Genomic DNA, 21,720 nt, shown 5'->3' with positions numbered 1-21,720 from the left:
ATTAAGCGATAACTTTAGCAACAACACCAGCACCTACAGTACGACCACCTTCACGGATTGCGAAACGCAGACCGTCATCCATCGCGATTGGGTGGATCAGGGTAACAACCATTTTGATGTTGTCGCCTGGCATTACCATTTCTACGCCTTCTGGCAGTTCGATGGTACCGGTCACGTCAGTAGTACGGAAGTAGAACTGTGGACGGTAGCCTTTGAAGAACGGAGTATGACGGCCGCCTTCGTCTTTAGACAGAATATAAACTTCTGACTCGAACTTGGTGTGTGGCTTGATTGAACCTGGTTTGGCCAGGACCTGACCACGTTCGATTTCTTCGCGTTTGATACCACGCAGCAGAACACCAACGTTTTCACCCGCCTGACCCTGGTCAAGCAGTTTACGGAACATTTCAACACCGGTACAGGTTGATTTCGCAGTATCTTTGATACCCACGATTTCAACTTCTTCACCAACTTTGATGATTCCGCGCTCTACACGACCGGTAACTACTGTACCACGACCGGAGATGGAGAATACGTCTTCGATTGGCAGCAGGAATGGCTGATCGATAGCACGCTCTGGTTCAGGGATATAAGAATCCAGGAAGCCAGCCAGCTCCAGAATTTTACCTTCCCACTCAGCATCGCCTTCCAGTGCTTTCAGCGCTGAACCACGAACGATTGGAGTGTCATCACCAGGGAAGTCGTACTGTGACAGCAGGTCACGGACTTCCATCTCTACCAGTTCCAGCAGCTCTTCATCATCAACCATGTCACATTTGTTCAGGAACACGATGATGTAAGGAACGCCTACCTGACGGCCCAGCAGGATGTGCTCACGGGTCTGAGGCATAGGGCCGTCAGTAGCAGCAACAACCAGGATAGCGCCGTCCATCTGTGCAGCACCGGTGATCATGTTTTTAACGTAGTCGGCGTGGCCCGGGCAGTCAACGTGTGCATAGTGACGGGTCGGGGTTTCGTATTCTACGTGTGAAGTATTGATGGTAATACCACGTGCTTTTTCTTCTGGCGCGTTATCGATCTGCGCGAAGTCACGTGCAGCACCACCGTAGTTTTTAGCCAGTACGGTAGTAATTGCAGCAGTCAGAGTGGTTTTACCGTGGTCAACGTGGCCGATAGTACCGACGTTAACGTGTGGTTTGTTACGTTGAAATTGCTCTTTCGCCATGGCGATATTCCTTACGTTATGCCTTCATCATCCGATGAAGGCATCTGTTCAAAATTAAACCGTAGTCTTATTTACTACGAGCTTCAATAACGGCCTGCGCTACGTTGTTCGGCGCATCATCATACTTCAGGAACTCCATGGAGTAAGAAGCACGACCTTTGGTCAGAGAACGCAGCTGAGTTGCGTAACCGAACATCTCAGACAGTGGTACCTCTGCATGAATCTCAACGCCAGTAGAGTTAGATTCCTGCCCTTTCAGCATACCACGACGTCTGCTCAGGTCACCGATGACATCACCAGTATTCTCTTCAGGCGTTTCAACTTCAACCTTCATGATTGGCTCAAGCAGAACCGGAGTTGCTTTCTTAAAGCCATCTTTAAAGGCGATAGAGGCAGCCAGTTTAAACGCCAGCTCAGAGGAGTCAACGTCATGGTATGAACCAAAGTGCAGACGAACACCCAGGTCTACTACCGGATAACCAGCCAGTGGGCCTGATTTCAACTGCTCCTGGATACCTTTGTCTACCGCAGGGATGTATTCTGTTGGGATTACACCACCTTTGATATCGTTGACAAACTCGTAGCCCGCAGGGTTAGAACCTGGTTCCAGTGGGTACATGTCAATAACAACATGACCATACTGACCACGACCACCAGACTGTTTGGCGTGTTTACCTTCGATATCGGTAACTTTAGAGCGGATAGCTTCACGGTAAGCAACCTGTGGTTTACCCACGTTCGCTTCAACGTTGAATTCACGCTTCATACGGTCAACGATGATATCGAGGTGTAATTCACCCATACCAGCGATGATAGTCTGGTTAGATTCTTCATCAGTCCAGACACGGAAAGATGGATCTTCTTTAGCCAGACGGCCCAGAGCCAGACCCATTTTTTCCTGGTCAGCTTTGGTTTTTGGTTCAACGGCGATAGAGATTACCGGCTCAGGGAATTCCATGCGCTCCAGGATGATTGGATTGCTTGGATCACACAGAGTATCACCAGTAATAACATCTTTCAGACCGATAGCCGCAGCAATGTCGCCTGCGCGAACTTCACTGATCTCTTCACGCTTGTTAGCATGCATCTGAACGATACGGCCGAAACGCTCACGGGCAGATTTCACTGAGTTCAGTACGGTGTCACCGGAGTTAACAATACCCGAATACACGCGGAAGAACGTCAGGTTACCAACGAACGGGTCATTAGCAATTTTAAAGGCTAATGCAGAGAACGGTTCGCTGTCATCTGCGTGACGCTCTGCAGGGGTATCTTTACCATCATCCAGCATACCTTTAATAGCAGGTACGTCTGTTGGTGACGGCAGATACTCAACAACTGCATCCAGCATCGCCTGAACACCTTTGTTCTTAAATGCAGAACCACAGGTTACCAGGATGATTTCATTGTTCAGAACGCGCTGACGCAGAGCCAGTTTGATCTCTTCTTCAGTCAGTTCTTCACCGCCGAGGTATTTCTCCATCAGCTCTTCGGAAGCTTCTGCTGCAGCTTCAACCAGGTTCTGACGCCATTCTTCAGCCAGGTCAGTCAGTTCAGCAGGGATCTCTTCGTAAACGAAAGTGACGCCTGCATCTTCTTCGTTCCAGTTGATCGCTTTCATTTTCACCAGGTCAACAACACCAGTGAAACCTTCTTCTGCACCGATTGCTAACTGCAATGGAACAGGGTTAGCGCCCAGACGGCTTTTAATCTGACCAACAACTTTCAGGAAGTTAGCACCCATACGGTCCATTTTGTTAACGAACGCGATGCGTGGAACTTTATATTTGTTAGCCTGACGCCATACAGTCTCGGACTGAGGCTGAACGCCGCCAACCGCACAGTAAACCATTACTGCACCATCCAGAACACGCATTGAACGCTCTACTTCAATAGTAAAGTCAACGTGTCCCGGGGTATCAATAATGTTGATACGATGTGGTTCAAACTGTTTCGCCATACCAGACCAGAAAGCAGTCGTCGCAGCAGACGTGATGGTAATACCACGTTCCTGTTCCTGAGCCATCCAGTCCATGGTTGCAGCGCCATCGTGTACTTCACCGATTTTATGGTTTACACCGGTGTAGAACAGGATACGCTCGGTAGTTGTGGTTTTACCGGCGTCGATGTGTGCACTGATACCGATGTTACGGTAGCGAGCAATGGGTGTTGTACGAGCCATTTGATTCCTCTGAATTCCGGACGTTCTATGTAAGTAAACCACGGCGGCTTAGCTACATGAGCGTCCGCCGGGTTAACAACTACACCGTGGTGATTACCAACGGTAGTGAGCGAACGCCTTGTTAGCTTCGGCCATACGGTGAACGTCTTCACGTTTCTTCACTGCAGTACCTTTGTTCTCTGCAGCATCAGAAAGTTCGTTCGCCAGGCGCAAAGCCATAGATTTATCACCGCGTTTACGAGCAGCTTCAACGATCCAACGCATAGCCAGAGCATTACGACGGACCGGACGGACTTCAACTGGTACCTGATAAGTAGAACCACCTACACGGCGGGATTTAACTTCTACTGTAGGACGTACGTTTTCGAGAGCAATGTCGAAAGCGTCCAGTTCAGTTTTACCAGAGCGCTGAGCCAGGGTCTCAAGCGCAGTGTATACGATAGCTTCTGCAGTAGATTTTTTACCGTCTACCATCAGAATATTTACAAATTTGGCCAGCAACTCAGATCCGAACTTAGGATCTGGCAGGATTTTACGTTGACCAATCACACGACGACGTGGCATGGAAATTCTCCGTTGAAAATTCAGGATTGTCCAAAACTCTACGAGTTTATTCTGACATTTATATTAAAACGTTTGGCCTTACTTAACGGAGTCCATTAAGCCTTTGGCTTCTTCACACCGTACTTAGAACGAGCCTGTTTACGGTCTTTAACACCTGAACAGTCAAGTGCGCCGCGAACGGTGTGGTAACGCACACCTGGCAGGTCTTTTACACGACCGCCACGGATCAGGATCACTGAGTGTTCCTGCAGGTTATGGCCTTCACCACCGATGTACGAAGTAACTTCGAAACCGTTGGTCAGGCGAACACGGCATACTTTACGTAATGCTGAGTTCGGTTTTTTAGGAGTGGTAGTATATACACGAGTACAAACACCACGTTTTTGCGGGCAGGCTTCCAGCGCAGGCACGTTGCTTTTTGCAACTTTGCGTACGCGTGGTTTGCGAACCAGCTGGTTAACTGTTGCCATTAAATAGCTCCTGGATTTAGCTTTTGCTTCGTAAACACGTAATAAATCGCCTCGTATTTCTACGAGGACGCAGAATTTTAGGGCCCGGGCTAAAAGGTGTCAAGAAATAACCAATACTTCTGTGCTACCAGGCGAGCTGTTGCTGATGTCTGGCCGTCAGTTCAACGAACTCATTATAGCCTATTTTTTGTACTCCGCCTGAAATTTGAGTGGCGATCCCACGGGCAGCAGCATCTTCCTGCAAGACATACAGAGTGGCGGGGGATTGTAATAAAGCCCGAAGCCACTCATTCCCTTCAACGGCTGCCAGAACCCCGTCCTGCAGCAGCAAAAGATCATCGTCTGCGCTAAGCAGCATTATCATTCCCCGGATATCCGTCTGCCAGGGTGAACGCATAAGTGTATGTAGCATTTGCGGTGCAATTCTCAGAAGGTAATAATTTTGTCGTAGTCAGCCAGTAGTCTTCGAATTTCGGCCATGGTGACAACCTGTGCCGGTAATACCCAGTCACTCCCGACCGGGATGCCCCGGGCAGACAGAGACTCGGCAGACAGATAGCATTGTTCAACATCATACAAAGGCAGCACGCCAAAGGTGGCAATATAGTCGCGGGACAAAATTTTTCCGGGTTGCTGGCCAGGTAAGACCTGTAATACACCATCACTGATAAAGAACAATCCGCACCGCTCATTGATTGCTGCCGTAGCCAGCAGTGCATCCAGCCCTTCTCTGCCGGCACTTGTGCCATGTGGAGCCGAGGTAAAAACAAAAGCAACGCTGTTCATCAGAATTGCACCATACGATCACAGACCGAAGCAGCTTCAGCAAACGCGCCTAGCCCGCTCAGAGTAAACCCCGGCTGCAAATTGTCTGCTGGTAACTGAAGACGTTTTGCTTCTGAAGCATCCGTCACTCCACGTCTCAGCGCCGCAGCAACACAGATATGGAGCCCAATTCCATATTGCTGCTGCAGATTCTGCCATTCACGCACAATATCTGTTTCATCGCTGGCTGGCGCTGTCAGCTGATTCGCGTTCAGTACACCTTCCCGATAAAAAAATACGCTGTCCAGCTGATGCCCCGTGGTTAAAAGCGCTCTGGCAAATAATAATGCACTTGTCGATTGCTGTGTCCCATAGGGTGCTCCGGTCACAAGCAGTGAATAACGCATTAGCGTTCACTTCCCTGGAAATCACCACTTTTAAACTGACGGATATACAGGTAGACAGTATGTTTGGAGATATTCAGGCGATCTGCAACCTGGTTAATCGCATCCTTGATATCAAAAATGCCTTTCTCATAAAGATTCAACACAATCTGACGGTTCTTCGAATTATTAGAGACATTACGATCATTGGTCACTTCTTCGATGGTAAATTCCATTGTCTGAGCCACAAGATCATCAACTGAGCTGGCAAAGTTAACGCTGGAATCTACCTGGTGTAATTCTGGCGGCATAAATGTTGACATGATCTGTGAAAATGGAACATCCAGATTCATATTGATGCACAGCAGACCAATCACCCGTTGGCTATGATTGCGGATAGCAATCGTCACTGACTTCATCAGCACACCACTTTTCGCCCGGGTAAAATACGCACGGGAGACATTACTCTTTTCACCATGAAGGTCATGCAACATCCGCAGAGCCAGATCGGTGATAGGTGAGCCTACTTGTCTGCCTGTATGCTCACCGTTAGCAATCCGGATAGCGGAACAATTCAGGTTATCTAACGAGTGCAGCACAATTTCACAATGAGAACCAATCAGCATTGCCAGTCCGTCAACAACCGATTCATACGATTTGAGAATGTCATAGTCTGCCGGTTCAAACGGATGTTGTTCCGGAAGCTCATAATCGGAAATATCGCCGGGATTAAATGGATTAGACATTACAGATATTACCCTACGTAGCAGGAGCCTGTCATAAGCACTGCCGGGCAGACTCAAAAAAATAGAAACATCAGAAATATCAGTCTGGCAAATGTCGATTACTTAAGCCAGCGCTTTTATCATGGCAGGGAGAGAAACCGCCGCAGAGATGCGGCGGTTGAACAACATTACTGAGCTTTTTTAGCGTCAGATGAAGTGTCAGCGGCAGGCGCTTTAGCAGCATCATCAGCTTTTGGTGCCGGCTTGATATCCAGTAATTCAACGTCAAACACTAAGGTTGAATTTGGTGGAATACCAGGAACGCCGTTCTGTCCGTAAGCCAGATCTGGTGGGATAACCAGCTCAATTTTACCGCCTTTCTTCAGGTGCTTCAGGCCTTCGGTCCAGCCAGGGATAACACCATCCAGACGGAAAGATAATGGCTCACCACGTTTGTAAGAGTTATCAAACTCTGTTCCGTCGATCAGGGTACCTTTGTAGTTAACAACAACGGTATCGCTGTCAACAGGAGCCGGACCAGTACCTTCTTTTTCTACTTTGTACAGCAGTCCGCTGGCGGTTTTCTTCACGCCGGCTTCTTTAGCGAACTTAGCGGCGAAAGCATCACCTTTCTGAGCATTCTCTTTGGCGTCTTTTTCCATTTTCGCCTGAGCTGCTGATTTCACCTTAGCTTCAAATGCTTTCAGAGTCTGTTCAATGTCAGCATCGGATAATTTGCTCTTACCAGCGAAAGCATCCTGAACACCGTCGATCAGGAGTTTTTTATCCAGCTTGATACCAAGCTTCTCTTGTTCCTTCAGAGAATTGTCCATGTAGCGACCCAGTGAAGCACCCAGTGCATATGCAGACTGTTGGTTCTGGTCTTTAAATGCAGCATTAGTCTTAGGTGCCTGCTCAGTTGTTTTGGCAGCAGCATCCGCAGCCATAACCACAGGAGCATTCAGCGCAACGGCTAATGTGGTCGCTAACAATGAGACTTTAAACAATGATTTCATCCATATCTCCCAACCGAAGCATCAGACTCCGGTGATTATTGTGTTTTCATTACCCACACTATAACGGTATATATCGGTGTAACACACCGTCAGCACGATCATTCTCTGTTAACCTCCGACCTTTTTTGCATCAGGAAGTTTCAAAAATTATTGGGTCATTGCCGGGAATTTCAAGGCAGAGGGTGCCATGACAGCAAAAAACAGACGAATTACTGTTACGGGGGTCGAATAATCACCGGAGATCGAGCATCATGACAGGCAAAAGAAATAGTGAGGAAGAAGAATGCAAGCGTCCGAATGGGAACAACGTCTGGAAGCGCTTGAAAGCAAGATTGCTTTTCAGGAATTGACTATCGAAGAACTAAATCAGATAGTTGTCAGGCACGAAATTGAGATGGCAAAAATGCGGGACCAATTCCGGATGCTGGCAGAGAAAGTGAAAACAGCCGCACCGTCATTAGTCGCCCCTCAATCAGAAGAGACGCCCCCACCTCATTACTGAAGGCAGTACAGACAGCCGCATGGCAGCGGCTGTCTGAGGCTTGATTAGTGGTGACAGCCACATCCGCCGGTACCACAACCTTCCTGATCGTGATCGTGATCGTGATCGTGACCATGCTCACCATGCACATGACCGTGTGCCAGCTCTTCAGCCGTCGCTTCACGGATAGCCATCACTTCTACATTGAAGCTCAGGTTTTGCCCGGCCAGCATATGATTACCATCAACCACCACATAATCATCACCCACTTCGGTAATTTCTACCGGCACAGGCCCTTGATCAGTTTCTGCCAGAAAACGCATACCTACCTGCAGTTCATCAACACCGACAAACACATCTTTCGGTACACGCTGAACCAGATTGTCGTCGAACTGACCATAGGCATCGTCAGCGGCAATATTCACATCAAACTTGTCACCTGGCTCATGATTTTCCAGTGCTTTTTCCAGACCAGAAATCAGGGAACCATGACCGTGCAGATATTCCAGCGGCGCGTTTGCCGGGGATTCATCAACCAATACGCCATCTTCTGTACGTACCTGATAGGCGAGACTGACTACCAGGTCTTTTGCTACTTTCATGATATCTCCTAACCGTTGAGAACTTAAATCCTGTCCCATTGGTTTATTCTTGCCTGCAATAACACCAACCAGAAAGGTCCTGACCGGAAAAACGGGTTACTTTTCCTCTCCGGTCTTAATGGCGCTGATTGTAGCGAAATTCAATCCCACTGTAAGTTTCAGTGCAAAAAAAAGATAAAACCGGCACTATTTGGGGGTAAATACGCCAATAATCTGTTCATGATGCCGAATATTTTCGGTCACTTTTTTATTAGCCTCACGCATCTGATGGCCGCATTTTACACATTCGACGACATCAATGTTGTTTTCCTGCCACATCGCCAGAGTATCTTTTTGCTGACACTCAGGACAAACGGCCCCGGCAATAAAACGTTTACGCATTTCTCACCCTGCCTGTGATAAATACCGGGGGCGATAACGCCCTCCGGTCAGGTTTTACTTCGTTATTCAAACTCATCCCAGCCATCAAACTGTCGTTTTTCCTGCTGCATTTCCCGGTTGAATATATCTTCCAGCTCTCGACGAGCCTCACGGACCCGCGAAATCTGTCCGTTATCGTCGTGGTTAGGCATCAACTCACGTAACATTCGCATGTCCAGACGACGAAAATGGAGCTGAGCCCGCATCGCCTGATGCGGATGCATCCCCAGGCTAATCAAAGTCTTACGCCCTAACTCCAGTGCACTGGAAAAGGTTTCGCGGCTGAATTGTGTCACACCTGCCTGAAGTAATTCGTGAGCTTCCACACGCCCACGGGCGCGGGCCAGAATTTTCAAATGAGGAAAATGATGCTGGCAAAGCTGTACAATAGTCATCGCATCTTCCGGATCATTGCAGGTGACCACTATTGATTCGGCCCCTTCCGCCCCGGCAGCACGCAACAATTCGAGCTCTGTGGCATCGCCATAGTAGACTTTGTAGCCATATTTTCGCATCAGACTGACGGCGCTAATATCGCGTTCAAGTACCGTGATACGGGTATTATTTGCCATCAACAGGCGGCCTATCACCTGTCCAAAACGTCCGAATCCCACCACAATCACCTGCGGTTGATCATCTTCGACATAATGTTTTTCACTGGTTTCATCGCCGGATTTATTGAACCGGCGAACCAGAATTTTATCAATCCCCTGCATCAGTAAAGGCGTTGTCATCATTGATAAGGTGACAGTCACTAGTAGCAGCGGCAGCTGTTCGCCTGAAAACAGATGAGCAGTCGTTGCAGCCGAAAATAAGACAAAGGCAAATTCACCGCCCTGACTCAGTACTCCGGCAAACTGCAAACGTTCAGAGCTGCGTAAACCATAGATACGGGCCAGCACATACAACACCAGGGTTTTCACCGTAACCAGCACGAATACCGCCAGAACGATTTCACCAATATGGGTATATAACACGCCCAGATTCAGGGCCATACCTACCGAAATAAAGAACAGGCCAAGCAGTAAACCTTTAAAAGGCTCTATAGCAACTTCCAGTTCATGCCGGTACTCACTTTCTGCCAGCAAAATTCCCGCGATAAATGTCCCCAGAGCCATCGACAGTCCCAGGGCATCCATGAATAGAGCGGAACCAATCACCAGCAACAAGGCCGAGGCAGTAAAAACTTCCCGCACACCCGATGCCGCGATAAAACGAAATATGGGGCGCAGCAGATAACGGCCCCCCACCAACATACCGGCAAATGCCAGTACTTTCATGCCAACCTTAATCCAGTCGGTATGATGTTGGCCATCGCCGCCAGCCAGCAGAGGAATTAGTGCCAGTGCGGGAATGACCGCCAGATCCTGAAATAACAAGACAGAGAAGCCAAGTTGCCCCGCTTCGCTGCGATTCATCCCTTTGTCACGCATCAGCTGCAGGGCCATCGCGGTTGAAGACATTGCCAGACCAATACCGCCAATTAATGCTGCCTGCCAGGAAAAATGGGTCAGCCAGAGCAACCCTCCCAGAATCGCCGCAGAAAAAATAACCTGAGCGGCACCGACCCCAAAAATAGAACGCCGAAGCTCCCAGAGTTTACTGGGGTTAAGCTCCAGCCCGATAATAAACATCAGAAACACAACACCCAGTTCCGAAAAGTGCAGAATCTCATCAACATCACTGATTAATCCTACCCCCCATGGCCCAATAGCAATCCCCGCAAGCAGGTAACCCAGCACTGCGCCAATCCCGATTCTCGCAGCAATAGGAACGGCCACCACCGCTGCGCCCAGATAAATCACCCCCGCTGTTAACAGGCCTGGTCCTTCCATCAAATAACCCCCTGAGGTAATGGCTGGGACAGCCAGTCATCATAAGCACTGGCGAATGTTTTCATCGCTTTTGCACTCTGGCGTCTGGCACAATAGATAATCATTGGTGTTAACCAGTGCATCCGACAGGTTTGTGCGGTGAGTTCAAAAGGACGCATAATTTCTGTCATCGGATAGCGGTTCAGACCATGCTGATGATAAGCAGTTTCCGGTTCACCTGTGGTGATAACACTGCGCCAGTATTTCCCGGCCAGCGCATGCTCCCCGTTTCCGGTCGCAAATCCCCGCGATAAAACGCGATCAAACCACTCTTTCAGTAGTGCGGGACAACTGTAAGTATATAAGGGGTGCTGGAACACGATAATGTCATGCTCACGTAGCAATTGTTGTTCGTAGTGAATATCGATAAAAAAATCAGGATAGAAGGCATACAAATCATGCACAGTCACATTGTCCTGCTGCCTTGCAGTATCTAATAAAATCCTGTTTGCCACCGACTCCTGAGATTCAGGATGAGCGTACAGCAGCAGAATTTTGGGCTGTGTTGACATTGTTCTCCTCCAAATCATCGTCACGGATAACTATTTCAGCTACCATGCTGCACACAACTACCTTTCCGGTTTAATCGCTGGTTCCCTTTAGCTGATAATTTAACATATTCTGACGATACGGCGCTTATGATTGTCTTCTCTTCACTACAAATTCGACGCGGTACCCGGGTGCTGCTGGAAAACGCTTCCGCTACGATTAATCCGGGCCAGAAAGTAGGTCTGGTGGGGAAAAATGGCTGCGGTAAATCCACCCTGTTATCCTTGTTGAAAGGTGAGATGACCAGTGATGCCGGAAATGTCAGCTTCCCCGGGAACTGGGCGTTAGCCTGGGTGAACCAGGAAACGCCGGCATTGAATCAGCCAGCCATCGAATATGTCATAGACGGTGACAGAGAATACCGCCAACTGGAACGTGAACTAGCTCTGGCTAACGCAGAAAATGATGGCAATAAAATTGCCTTATTACATGGCAAACTGGATGCGGTGCAGGCCTGGACGATTCAGTCCCGTGCGGCCAGCCTGTTGAATGGATTAGGATTTAGCCAGCAGCAATTACAGTCACCGGTCAAAGACTTCTCCGGTGGATGGCGGATGCGACTTAATCTTGCTCAGGCGCTGCTTTGCCGTTCCGATCTGTTATTACTCGATGAACCCACTAACCACCTCGATTTAGATGCTGTCATCTGGCTTGAGCGCTGGCTTAAAAGTTATACCGGGACATTAATCCTGATTTCCCACGATAGGGATTTTCTGGATCCAACAGTGAATAAAATTCTGCATATTGAGCAGGAAAATCTGTTCGAATACACCGGTAACTACAGTGATTTTGAACGTCAGAGAGCCACCCGTCTGGCTCAGCAACAAGCCCTTTATCAAAGCCAGCAGGCTAAAGTTGAACATCTTCAGCACTACATTGACCGCTTCAGGGCCAAAGCGACTAAAGCCCGTCAGGCACAGAGCCGGATAAAAATGCTGGAGCGGATGGAGCTGATTGCCCCTGCTCATGTGGATAACCCGTTTAGCTTTCAGTTTCTGCCGCCGGAAAGCTTACCTAATCCTTTGCTGAAAATGGAAAAAGTCACAGCCGGGTATGGCGAGAAAGTGATTCTTAACTCGATCAAACTGAATCTGGTCCCGGGATCGCGGATTGGTTTACTGGGGCGGAATGGCGCAGGAAAATCGACGTTAATTAAATTACTGGCAGGAGACTTAATCCCTCAGCAAGGCGAAGTCACGCTGGCAAAAGGGATAAAACTTGGCTATTTCGCCCAGCATCAGCTGGAATATCTCAGGGCCGATGAATCTCCTTTGCAACATTTACAACGTCAGGCCCCGCGGGAAACAGAACAACAGCTCAGGGATTATCTCGGTGGGTTCGGGTTTCAGGGTGATAAAGTCAAAGAAGTCACCGGACGATTTTCCGGGGGAGAAAAGGCACGTCTGGTTTTGGCTCTGGTGGTCTGGGAACGACCCAATTTGCTGCTGCTGGACGAACCGACCAACCACCTCGATCTGGACATGCGTCAGGCACTCACTGAAGCACTAATTGATTACGAAGGTGCATTAGTCGTGGTGTCTCACGATCGGCATCTGATTCGTGCCACCACCGATGAACTTTATCTGGTAGACACCGGAAATGTCGCGGTATTTGATGGCGATCTGGATGATTATCAGCAATGGCTCACCACTCAGCAGAAAAACAGTGCTGCCGGGGAGTCCACCAAATCAGATCAGGAAAACAGCGCCCAGGCCCGTAAAGATCAAAAAAGACGTGAAGCTGAGTTGAGGGCACAAACCCAGCCTTTACGTAAAAAAATCGAGCAGCTGGAAAAACGGATATCGGTACTGCAGAACACTCTCAGCGAAAATGAGCAATTACTCAGTCAACCCGATATCTATGAACAATCGAGGAAAACTGATTTAACTGCGGCCCTGAAAGTTCAGGCAGAAAATCAGTCTGCTCTGGAAGAATGTGAAATGGAATGGCTTGAGATGCAGGAGCAACTTGAAGCGATGAGTTCTGCACCCCGCTGAAAATGTCACCAGGTTCAGAAGAGCTAGCAGTCGGCTGCCAGAGTCCTTGTTGCAGGTTGTGTCTGATACCACGACCTGCCATGACACCAGAAAAGACAGGGTATGGCAGAGCTGATGACCGACTGGCAGAAGATATTTATAACCAGATCAGGATGACGCAGGATGCGGTCAGTAATCCCATACCAATGTTAAAAATTGTCCAGGACTGACGGCTCTTTAGCCAACGGCTGATAAAGGTACCAAAACCGAGCCAGATCACGCCGGCGACGATATTCACCAGAAACATCGCGAAACTGATGGCCAACACCGATGAACGGTAGTTGACACCTGCGAGACTAAAACTTGCCACCGCACCCAATGACATCAACCATGCTTTGGGATTAATTAACTGCAATAATCCCCCCTGCCAGAATGGCATTGCCTTTGCGGATACTGCGGAATTATCGATATCCAGTGCTTCATAAGGAGCACTGCCTATTTTCCATGACAGCCAGAGTAAATACAGGCTTCCAGCAACTTTCAGCAATAAATGGAGAGCAGGATAGACCAGAATAAGGCCACCAATCCCAAAGGCCACCATGAGCAACATGACCTGCATGCCCAGCATAATGCCGAGCATCAGTGGAAATGACCGGATGAAACCAAAATTGGCGCCGGAGGCGGTAAGTAACATATTATTAGGGCCTGGTGTTATTGCCGCGACCCAAAGAAAGCCAAGTAACGAGAGAAATAATCCCATTTCCATGCGTGACACCATTCCTGTCTCAGGATTAAATTAACCTTTGAAACTATACAGTGAGTTATGGATCAGACAAGACCCGACGGTATGAAAATTTGTCGTAACGCAGCGGAGGAATTTACACCTATTCCTCAGTTGAAAAACCCTCATATTCAGACTCTTCTGCCAAGGATCCTGCGACGTATTGTGCGGATAAAACCCTACTGGCAGAGGCTTGAATTACCTGATGGTGATTTTGTTGATCTTGCCTGGAGCGAAAACCCGCAACATGCTCTGCATAAATCGCGGGCGGTTATTTTTCATGGACTTGAAGGAAGCGTTAACAGTCCTTATGCGCACGGATTACTGTCCTCATTTCAGAAACGCGGCTGGCTCGGTGTGGTAATGCATTTTCGGGGTTGCAGCGGTGAATCCAATCGTCGGAAACAGAATTACCACTCCGGAGATTTTGCCGATGCCAGCTATTTCTTACGCTGGATGAGGCAGACTATGGGGCAGGTTCCGACCGCCGCCACCGGCTTTTCTCTGGGCGGTAATATGCTGGCCTGCATGATGGGTTCACAGGGCAACGACTGCCTGCTGGACGCCGGCGTCATTGTTTCCGCTCCGCTGATGTTAGAGCCCTGTAGCTTTAAGCTGGAACAAGGGTTTTCGCGCTTCTACCAGTTCTACCTTCTGACACAGATGAAAAAGAACGTTCGCCGGAAACTTAAAGCTTATCCAGGGTTACTGGATATCACCGCCGAAAGACTGAATAAGATTCACCGGTTGCGGGAGTTTGATGATGAAATCACGTCAAAAAATCATGGTTTCATAGACGCTACTGACTACTATCGTCGTGCGAGTGGCATGCCTCTGTTATCTGGTGTCGAAAAACCAATGCTGATCATTCACGCTGAGGATGATCCATTCATGGTGCCGGATGTGATACCTAATCCGGAACATCTGTCGCCGAGCATCACTTATCAGTTGTCCCCATATGGTGGGCACGTTGGCTTTGTCGGAGGATCTCTGACTCGTCCGGTCATGTGGCTTGAACAACGCATTCCGCAATGGCTTTCAACCTGGCTGGATAAATAATCGTGATCATTCCCTGGCAACAAATCTCCCCTGAAACCCTGGATAACCTGATCGAGTCCTTTGTGCTCAGAGAAGGCACCGATTATGGCGAATATGAGCGTACACTGGCTGAAAAAACAGCGGATATTCGTCAGCAATTGAGTGCAGGGAAAATTGTCGTCGTTTGGTCAGAATTACATGAATCTGTAACTCTGATGCCTGCCAGTGATTTCAGGGCTGAGTAGTAACTTCTCCTTACTGACAGATGACACACGCTGCCAGACATGCTAACAATGCTGTCAGCCGTATCGGTCCAGGGAGCAAATTTTCATGTCCGCCAGACATCCTATTATTGCTGTGACCGGATCCAGCGGGGCCGGTACCACAACGACCAGCCTTGCCTTCCGTAAAATATTCCAGCAACTCAACATTCATGCCGCTGAGCTGGAAGGTGACAGCTTTCACCGCTACAGCAGACCAGAAATGGATGTTGCCATCCGCAAAGCCCGTGACTTAGGGCGACATATCAGTTACTTCGGCCCCGAGGCGAACGACTTCTCATTGCTGGAACAGACCTTTAACGAGTACGGCCTGCAGGGTACCGGCCGTTCACGAAAATATCTGCACACCTATGATGAAGCGGTGCCCTGGAAACAGGTCCCCGGAACATTTACTCCCTGGCAGCCACTGCCGGACAATACGGACGTGCTGTTTTATGAAGGTTTACACGGTGGAATTGTCACTGAACAGCATAACGTTGCCGATAAAGTGGACCTGATGGTAGGCGTAGTGCCTATCGTGAACCTGGAATGGATTCAGAAACTTGTCAGGGATATGCGTGAACGAAGCCACTCCAGAGAAGCAGTGATGGATTCAGTGGTACGCTCAATGGATGATTATATTAATTACATCACTCCACAGTTCTCACGCACCCACATCAATTTCCAGCGGGTACCGACTGTCGATACGTCTAATCCTTTCGCCGCCAAAACCATCCCTTCACTGGATGAAAGTTTTGTCGTGATCCATTTTCGTGGTCTGGAAGAAATTAACTTTCCCTATTTACTGGCCATGATCCAGGGTTCGTTTATTTCACATATCAATACACTGGTGGTGCCTGGCGGGAAAATGGGGCTGGCCATGGAATTGATTATGACTCCCCTGGTCAAACGACTCATGGAAGAGCGTTGCCTCAACTAAGGTCACGGGTGCTACCTGGCACCCGTGACCGCCTTGTTAGCGATTAATCACTTCAAAACTATGGGTAATGTTCACTCCTTTACCCAACATTAAAGATACGGAACAATACTTTTCTGCAGATAGCGTTACTGCCCGTTCAACGACGTTATCCGAAAGATTATGGCCGCTGACAATAAAATGCAGATTGATATGGGTAAACAAGCGAGGAGCTTCTTCACGACGTTCAGAAGTCAGCCTGACCTCACAATCAGCAACCTCATGGCGGCCTTTCTGCAGAATAGAGACCACGTCAATGGCACTGCAACTTCCGGTTGCCATAAGGACCATTTCCATCGGACTGGGTGCCTTATCGCCTGAGTTTCCATCCATCAGAACCTGGTGTCCGGACGCAGACTCCCCGATAAAGTTCAGTCCTTCGACCCATTTCACACGTGCCTGCATTATGCTCACTCTCAATTGTTAAAATTTCCGCCAGATTACTCCTTCAGAGTATAAACAGCAATCTGCCCCAAATGACAAAAGTCAGACAAGACAACAGGAGACAGTTTCGTCAGGGTGTGCTACAAACAGAGGGTAGAGTTTTTTTACCCGATGACAACTATGGCTAAACGAGCAGGATCGTCAGAAAGGAGCCTGACTGATTGTCGTGAATGCCAGCCGAAAATGCCCTATGATTTCAGCGCCCCACAGGAGCTTACCCCCTGTGTTTCCGGCACGATTACAACAGAGGATAGAAGAGAATGGTTCTTGGTAAACCACAAACAGACCCTACATTAGAATGGTTCCTGTCCCATTGTCATATTCACAAATACCCCTCCAAGAGCACACTTATCCATCAGGGTGAGAAAGCGGAAACCCTTTACTACATTGTTAAGGGCTCCGTCGCAGTTCTGATTAAAGATGAAGAAGGAAAGGAGATGATCCTCTCTTATCTGAATCAGGGCGATTTCATTGGAGAGTTGGGATTATTTGAGGAAGGTCAGGAACGAAGCGCCTGGGTACGTGCCAAAGTGGCATGTGAAGTTGCGGAAATTTCATACAAGAAATTTCGCCAGCTCATCCAGGTCAATCCCGAAATTTTAATGCGCTTGTCATCTCAGATGGCCCGGCGCCTGCAGGTCACTTCTGAAAAAGTAGGCAACCTGGCCTTCCTTGACGTGACTGGCCGTATCGCTCAGACGCTACTTAACCTGGCACGACAGCCGGATGCTATGACTCACCCGGATGGAATGCAGATTAAAATTACCCGTCAGGAAATTGGCCAAATCGTCGGCTGCTCCCGCGAAACAGTAGGACGTATTCTTAAAATGCTGGAAGATCAGAATCTCATCTCCGCGCATGGAAAAACGATCGTCGTCTACGGCACCCGTTAATTTGTGATATGCACGGCAGGCCCCTGCCGTGTTCCGTTTTACTGTCTACCTGCGGTTGTATCTGATGTGGCGCAGAATTATTTATCATCCGGAAGTCAATTACGCACTGCGTCAAACGCTGGTCCTCTGTCTACCCGTTGCGATTAGCTGGCTGGCGGGAGATCTGCAAAAAGGGCTGCTCTTCTCGCTGGTTCCCGCATGCTGTAATCTTTCCGGGCTGGACACTCCGCACCGTCATTTTTTTAAGCGCATTATTATTGGTGGATCGTTGTTTGCCTTCAGCAGCTTTCTGCTGCAATGGTTGTTGCAACATAATGTCCCACTACCATTTATTGTCGGAATTTTACCTCTGCTGATTGGTGTTTGCGGCGAAATCAGTCCATTACATGGCCGTCTGTTGCCGGGTGCGTTGATCGCCATGACTTTTACGCTCAGTCTGGCTGGAAGAATGCCGGTATGGGGCCCGCCACTATTATATGGCGGCGGAACATTATGGTATGGACTGTTTAACTGGTATTGGTTCAGACTGTCAAAAGATCAGCCGCTGCGGGAAACTCTTAGCCTGCTGTACCGTGCACTGGCTAACTATTGTGAAGCGAAATACGCACTACTCAGCAGTAACGATTATGATAAATCGCTGCCCGAACTGTTGAATTATCAACAAAAAGTTGTCGATCTGATAAATACTGGCTATCAGCAAATTCATATGCTTTCGGCGGAAAAAAACAGCCGCGAACGCTATTTAATCCGGACATTTATGATGGCCGAAGATTTGCAGGAACACATTTCTGTCACTCTTAGCCAGAGCAAAGATGTCAGGGAACTGGTGGAAAAAAGCCAGTCAGCGGACATAATCAAGCGTAATGCCGGGCAGGTGGCTGAGCAGTTAAGAAAGACAGCGGACAATATCCTGTATCACCAGATACCCGGCAAGTTTTCGATGAGTGAATCCCTGGAAGAGTTACAGAATATCGCCCGTCGGTATCCTGACAATCCTGTCGGACAATTTTACTCTTATCACTTCAGTAAAATAGCCAAAGTGCTGCAATCAGGGATGCCGCTTTATCGCCGTGATATTATGGCAGATACTCAGCGTCGTTTACCTTTTTGGCCGGCGTTACGCAGCTATTTGTCATTTAAATCGACGGCTCTGCGTACTGCAGGACGTTTCTCCGTGATGCTGATGGCAGCCAGTATGTTGGCCCTGTCGCTGAATATGCCAAAACCTTACTGGGTACTGATGACCATTATTCTGGTCAGCCAGAATGGTTATATCGCCACCCGGGTACGAATCCAACACCGTGCCCTTGGCACATTTGCCGGGCTTATTATTGCGGCCTTATCATTGAAGCTATCTACCCCGGAACCGGTCATCCTGCTCACGATGCTGGTGATTACACTGTTCAGCTATCTTTTCTCACGCCAGTATTACGGATGGGCGACGATTGGTTTTACCGTGACCGCGGTATACAGCCTGCAGTTATTATCACTGAATGGGGTGAATTTCCTGGTTCCCCGGCTGCTGGATACGCTGATGGGCTGCCTGATTGCCTTTGCCGGGATGGTTTGGCTATGGCCACAATGGCAAAGTGCGTTATTACGTAAAAATGCTCAGGATGTGCTGGAGACCTACCAGACCGCCTTACAAATCCTGCTTGGACCTGAACAAACTGCCGATGTGCTGGAAAATATCAGAATAAAAGCCAACCAGCGGCATAATGCCCTGTTTAATTCGCTGAATCAGGCCATGCAGGAACCCGGCTTTGATAACGAATACCTGAGTGAAATGCGCCTGTGGGTAACGCATAGCCAGTTCATCGTTGAGCATATCAATGTACTGACCACACTTGCCCGTGAACATACCATGCTGACTCCGAATCTTGCTCAGCGCTATCTGGAATCCTGTGAAATAGCACTGCAACAGTGTCAACAACGGCTCCGTTACCAGAATGATGAGGATCACAGTAATTTTGTCATGGATGCACCGGACAAAATTCCCCTCGGCCCGGTCACTATTATGGAAAGACAGCTGGATCAGATCTTGAGCCATCTTAAAGTGATGAAAACTATTTCGTCTATCGTCTGGCGTCAGCGTCCCCGTCACGGTCAGTGGCTGATAAGTAAAAATACCCACCCTGAACATAACAATAATGGCAGCCCAAAGGCTGCCAACAGAGACTAGTTTAGGCAAATATCTTTTCGGCAGCTTTTGCCAGACGGGACATTCCCTCACGGACATCCTGTTCAGGGATCACCAGGGACGGTGCAAAGCGAATAACCCCGGTACCGGCAGTCAGGATCATTACTCCCTCATCTGCTGCAGCATGCAGCAAATCACGGGCCTTCGACTGAAACTCTTCTTTCAGTGCGGCACCAATCAGTAAACCCTTGCCGCGGATTTCGCTGAAGACAGAGAAACGTTGATTAATTTTTTCAAGTTCTTCAACAAACCACTGACGACGCTGTTCAATTCCTTCCAGCACTTCTGGTGTGTTTATGGTATCCAATGCAGTTTCAGCAATGGCACACGCCAGAGGGTTACCTCCGTATGTCGTTCCGTGAGTTCCCGGAGACATTGCTGAGGCAATCTCTTCAGTAGTCAGCATTGCGCTGACAGGGAATCCGCCGCCTAATGCTTTGGCAGTGGTCAGAATATCAGGCGTAACTCCATAGTGTTCATAAGCGAAGAGTTTACCACTACGACCCATTCCGCTTTGCACTTCATCCAGGACTAACAATGCCTGATATTGGTCACAGAGCGCACGCAATCCCTGCATAAACTCAGGCGTGGCTGGTGTGATCCCCCCTTCGCCCTGGATGGGTTCCAGCACGACCGCACAGGTATGATCATCCATCACCGCTTTCACTGCCTCCAGGTCATTAAAAGGAACATGTACAATGTCTGCCGGTTTAGGCCCGAAACCATCAGAATACTTCGGCTGACCGCCGACCGATACCGTAAACAAGGTACGACCATGAAAAGCGTGATGGAAAGCGATAATTTTTGTTTTGTAAGGGCTGTGACGCACTGATGAATAGTAACGGGCTAGTTTAAATGCCGCTTCATTCGCTTCAGCACCAGAATTGGCAAAAAAGACCCGCTCAGCAAAAGTTGCGGCAATCAGCTTACTTGCCAGTCGTAAAGCTGGCTCATTGGTGAAAACATTACTGGTGTGCCACAGAGTTTCACCCTGGGTTTTCAACGTTTCAACCAATGCCGGATGGCAGTGGCCTAATGCCGTTACCGCAATCCCGCCGGAAAAATCAACATACTCTTTTCCCTGCTGGTCCCACACGCGGCTGCCTTTACCCCTGACAGGGACAAACTGAGCTGGCGCATAAACAGGCAAAATCACCTGATCAAATGTTTCCCGGTTTACTGCCATCGTCTCTTTTGCCATTGAATATCCCGCCTGATTGTCGTGTCTGTTAAATTAAATAACCAGTCAAAAAATATGCATAAAAAATCAGGTAAAGGCAAACATTAACCGGCCTGATTAACGAAGTTTTTCAATAATTCTACACCCTGCTCACTCATAATGCTTTCAGGATGAAACTGAACTCCCTCGACTGCCAGGGTTTTATGTCGGATTCCCATGATTTCATCAAACTGATGATTGTTTTCGCTCCAGGCAGTGATCTCCAGACAATCCGGAAGTGTTTCAGCCTCTGCAACCAGTGAATGGTAACGGGTAACAGTCAGTGGGTTATTCAGTTGACTGAACACCCCCCGGCCATCGTGGCAAATCAATGAAGTTTTACCATGCATGGGCTGTCGGGCACGAACCACATGGCCTCCAAACGCCATCGCAATCGCCTGATGTCCCAGGCAAACGCCAAGAATGGGTATTTTGCCGGCAAAATGACGGATAGCCGCCACCGAAATACCCGCCTGATCAGGTGTACAAGGTCCCGGGGATATCACCAGGTGAGTGACGGGTAATGCTTCAATATCTGCAAGTGTGAGTGCGTCGTTACGCTCTACCCGGACACTCACTCCTGCCTGGGTAAAATACTGGCAGAGGTTCCAGGTGAAAGAATCATAGTTATCGATCAGAAGTAACATGGCTGGCCTTTCCCGCCCGATAATCATCCAAAGTCTTTCCGGACATATCGCCATTTTCGGCATCCGACG

Annotated in this window: 24 protein-coding genes; 7 read left to right on the top strand and 17 right to left on the bottom strand. The window is 48.7% G+C overall.

Annotated elements, in window-relative coordinates; all coding sequences use genetic code 11:
• Position 1: 1 nt before the first annotated feature.
• The 9 genes from tuf to fkpA all read right to left on the bottom strand — a co-directional run bounded on the left by tuf (position 2) and on the right by fkpA (position 7,291).
• Positions 2-1,186 (bottom strand): elongation factor Tu, encoded by a 1,185-nt coding sequence (gene tuf, locus B3Z23_RS11910; RefSeq protein WP_294910237.1) that lies wholly within the window; start codon positions 1,184-1,186, stop codon positions 2-4.
• 67 nt (positions 1,187-1,253) lie between these two features.
• Positions 1,254-3,368 carry an elongation factor G gene (fusA, locus tag B3Z23_RS11905; RefSeq protein WP_294910235.1) on the bottom strand — a complete coding sequence of 705 codons (2,115 nt, stop codon included), beginning with the start codon at positions 3,366-3,368 and terminating at the stop codon, positions 1,254-1,256.
• Positions 3,369-3,461: 93 nt separating this feature from the next.
• The gene (rpsG, locus tag B3Z23_RS11900; protein ID WP_038016579.1) at positions 3,462-3,932 is read right to left on the bottom strand and encodes a 30S ribosomal protein S7; all 471 of its coding nucleotides are present in this window, start codon (positions 3,930-3,932) and stop codon (positions 3,462-3,464) included.
• A gap of 95 nt (positions 3,933-4,027) precedes the next feature.
• Entirely contained in the window at positions 4,028-4,402 is a 375-nt protein-coding gene (rpsL, locus tag B3Z23_RS11895) for a 30S ribosomal protein S12 (protein ID WP_003852912.1), read from the bottom strand.
• 124 nt (positions 4,403-4,526) lie between these two features.
• Positions 4,527-4,814, bottom strand: a complete 288-nt coding sequence (tusB, locus tag B3Z23_RS11890; RefSeq protein WP_294910232.1) for a sulfurtransferase complex subunit TusB — start codon at positions 4,812-4,814, stop codon at positions 4,527-4,529.
• Between the two features lie 14 nt (positions 4,815-4,828).
• Entirely contained in the window at positions 4,829-5,188 is a 360-nt protein-coding gene (gene tusC, locus B3Z23_RS11885) for a sulfurtransferase complex subunit TusC (RefSeq protein ID WP_294910231.1), read from the bottom strand.
• Positions 5,188-5,574: a sulfurtransferase complex subunit TusD gene (gene tusD / locus B3Z23_RS11880; protein WP_294910230.1), complete on the bottom strand. Its 387-nt coding sequence runs from the start codon at positions 5,572-5,574 to the stop codon at positions 5,188-5,190. The genes tusC and tusD overlap by 1 nt, the downstream gene beginning before the upstream one ends.
• On the bottom strand, positions 5,574-6,296 hold the full coding sequence (locus tag B3Z23_RS11875; protein WP_294910228.1) for a helix-turn-helix transcriptional regulator: 723 nt from the start codon (positions 6,294-6,296) through the stop codon (positions 5,574-5,576). The genes tusD and B3Z23_RS11875 overlap by 1 nt, the downstream gene beginning before the upstream one ends.
• Positions 6,297-6,463: 167 nt before the next feature.
• Positions 6,464-7,291 (bottom strand): FKBP-type peptidyl-prolyl cis-trans isomerase, encoded by an 828-nt coding sequence (fkpA, locus tag B3Z23_RS11870; RefSeq protein ID WP_294910226.1) that lies wholly within the window; start codon positions 7,289-7,291, stop codon positions 6,464-6,466.
• Between the two features lie 283 nt (positions 7,292-7,574).
• On the opposite strand from fkpA, the gene B3Z23_RS11865 reads away from it, so the two are divergent.
• A complete protein-coding gene (locus tag B3Z23_RS11865; protein ID WP_038016568.1) occupies positions 7,575-7,793 on the top strand; it encodes a SlyX family protein in 219 nt (72 codons plus the stop codon).
• Between the two features lie 44 nt (positions 7,794-7,837).
• Here the strand turns inward: B3Z23_RS11865 and slyD are convergent, their stop codons facing one another.
• From slyD to kefG, 4 genes are all read right to left on the bottom strand, one after another.
• A complete protein-coding gene (gene slyD / locus B3Z23_RS11860) occupies positions 7,838-8,374 on the bottom strand; it encodes a peptidylprolyl isomerase (protein ID WP_294910224.1) in 537 nt (178 codons plus the stop codon).
• A 186-nt stretch (positions 8,375-8,560) separates the two neighbouring features.
• A complete protein-coding gene (locus tag B3Z23_RS11855; protein ID WP_294910222.1) occupies positions 8,561-8,755 on the bottom strand; it encodes a YheV family putative zinc ribbon protein in 195 nt (64 codons plus the stop codon).
• Between the two features lie 62 nt (positions 8,756-8,817).
• Entirely contained in the window at positions 8,818-10,629 is a 1,812-nt protein-coding gene (gene kefB, locus B3Z23_RS11850) for a glutathione-regulated potassium-efflux system protein KefB (RefSeq protein WP_294910220.1), read from the bottom strand.
• Positions 10,629-11,180 carry a glutathione-regulated potassium-efflux system ancillary protein KefG gene (gene kefG, locus B3Z23_RS11845; protein WP_038016561.1) on the bottom strand — a complete coding sequence of 184 codons (552 nt, stop codon included), beginning with the start codon at positions 11,178-11,180 and terminating at the stop codon, positions 10,629-10,631. The genes kefB and kefG overlap by 1 nt, the downstream gene beginning before the upstream one ends.
• A gap of 126 nt (positions 11,181-11,306) precedes the next feature.
• On the opposite strand from kefG, the gene B3Z23_RS11840 reads away from it, so the two are divergent.
• Complete coding sequence (locus tag B3Z23_RS11840) at positions 11,307-13,214, top strand: ABC transporter ATP-binding protein (protein ID WP_294910217.1); 1,908 nt, start codon at positions 11,307-11,309, stop codon at positions 13,212-13,214.
• Between the two features lie 136 nt (positions 13,215-13,350).
• Here the strand turns inward: B3Z23_RS11840 and B3Z23_RS11835 are convergent, their stop codons facing one another.
• On the bottom strand, positions 13,351-13,959 hold the full coding sequence (locus B3Z23_RS11835; RefSeq protein WP_038016557.1) for a LysE family translocator: 609 nt from the start codon (positions 13,957-13,959) through the stop codon (positions 13,351-13,353).
• A 57-nt stretch (positions 13,960-14,016) separates the two neighbouring features.
• Between B3Z23_RS11835 and B3Z23_RS11830 the strand changes: the two genes are divergently transcribed.
• The 3 genes from B3Z23_RS11830 to B3Z23_RS11820 all read left to right on the top strand — a co-directional run bounded on the left by B3Z23_RS11830 (position 14,017) and on the right by B3Z23_RS11820 (position 16,212).
• On the top strand, positions 14,017-15,033 hold the full coding sequence (locus tag B3Z23_RS11830; protein ID WP_038016555.1) for a hydrolase: 1,017 nt from the start codon (positions 14,017-14,019) through the stop codon (positions 15,031-15,033).
• 2 nt (positions 15,034-15,035) lie between these two features.
• On the top strand, positions 15,036-15,257 hold the full coding sequence (locus B3Z23_RS11825) for a YheU family protein (protein WP_038016553.1): 222 nt from the start codon (positions 15,036-15,038) through the stop codon (positions 15,255-15,257).
• An 85-nt stretch (positions 15,258-15,342) separates the two neighbouring features.
• Positions 15,343-16,212: a phosphoribulokinase gene (locus tag B3Z23_RS11820; RefSeq protein WP_038016550.1), complete on the top strand. Its 870-nt coding sequence runs from the start codon at positions 15,343-15,345 to the stop codon at positions 16,210-16,212.
• A 36-nt stretch (positions 16,213-16,248) separates the two neighbouring features.
• Here B3Z23_RS11820 and B3Z23_RS11815 read toward each other — a convergent pair whose 3' ends face one another.
• Positions 16,249-16,653 (bottom strand): OsmC family protein, encoded by a 405-nt coding sequence (locus B3Z23_RS11815; protein ID WP_038016549.1) that lies wholly within the window; start codon positions 16,651-16,653, stop codon positions 16,249-16,251.
• A gap of 299 nt (positions 16,654-16,952) precedes the next feature.
• Between B3Z23_RS11815 and crp the strand changes: the two genes are divergently transcribed.
• Positions 16,953-17,585: a cAMP-activated global transcriptional regulator CRP gene (gene crp / locus B3Z23_RS11810; protein ID WP_038016546.1), complete on the top strand. Its 633-nt coding sequence runs from the start codon at positions 16,953-16,955 to the stop codon at positions 17,583-17,585.
• Between the two features lie 64 nt (positions 17,586-17,649).
• Positions 17,650-19,767 carry a YccS/YhfK family putative transporter gene (locus B3Z23_RS11805; RefSeq protein ID WP_294910252.1) on the top strand — a complete coding sequence of 706 codons (2,118 nt, stop codon included), beginning with the start codon at positions 17,650-17,652 and terminating at the stop codon, positions 19,765-19,767.
• 1 nt (position 19,768) lies between these two features.
• Here B3Z23_RS11805 and argD read toward each other — a convergent pair whose 3' ends face one another.
• Together argD and B3Z23_RS11795 are read right to left on the bottom strand one after the other, a co-directional pair.
• Positions 19,769-20,986 carry a bifunctional acetylornithine/succinyldiaminopimelate transaminase gene (gene argD / locus B3Z23_RS11800; RefSeq protein WP_294910214.1) on the bottom strand — a complete coding sequence of 406 codons (1,218 nt, stop codon included), beginning with the start codon at positions 20,984-20,986 and terminating at the stop codon, positions 19,769-19,771.
• Positions 20,987-21,069: 83 nt separating this feature from the next.
• Positions 21,070-21,651 carry an anthranilate synthase component II gene (locus tag B3Z23_RS11795; protein ID WP_038016730.1) on the bottom strand — a complete coding sequence of 194 codons (582 nt, stop codon included), beginning with the start codon at positions 21,649-21,651 and terminating at the stop codon, positions 21,070-21,072.
• Positions 21,652-21,720: the final 69 nt, after the last annotated feature.

The sequence above is a fragment of the Tatumella sp. UBA2305 genome, assembly GCF_002345795.1.
GTDB classification, from domain to species: domain Bacteria; phylum Pseudomonadota; class Gammaproteobacteria; order Enterobacterales; family Enterobacteriaceae; genus Tatumella; species Tatumella morbirosei.
This window is presented reverse-complemented; position numbering and strand designations above follow the sequence as displayed.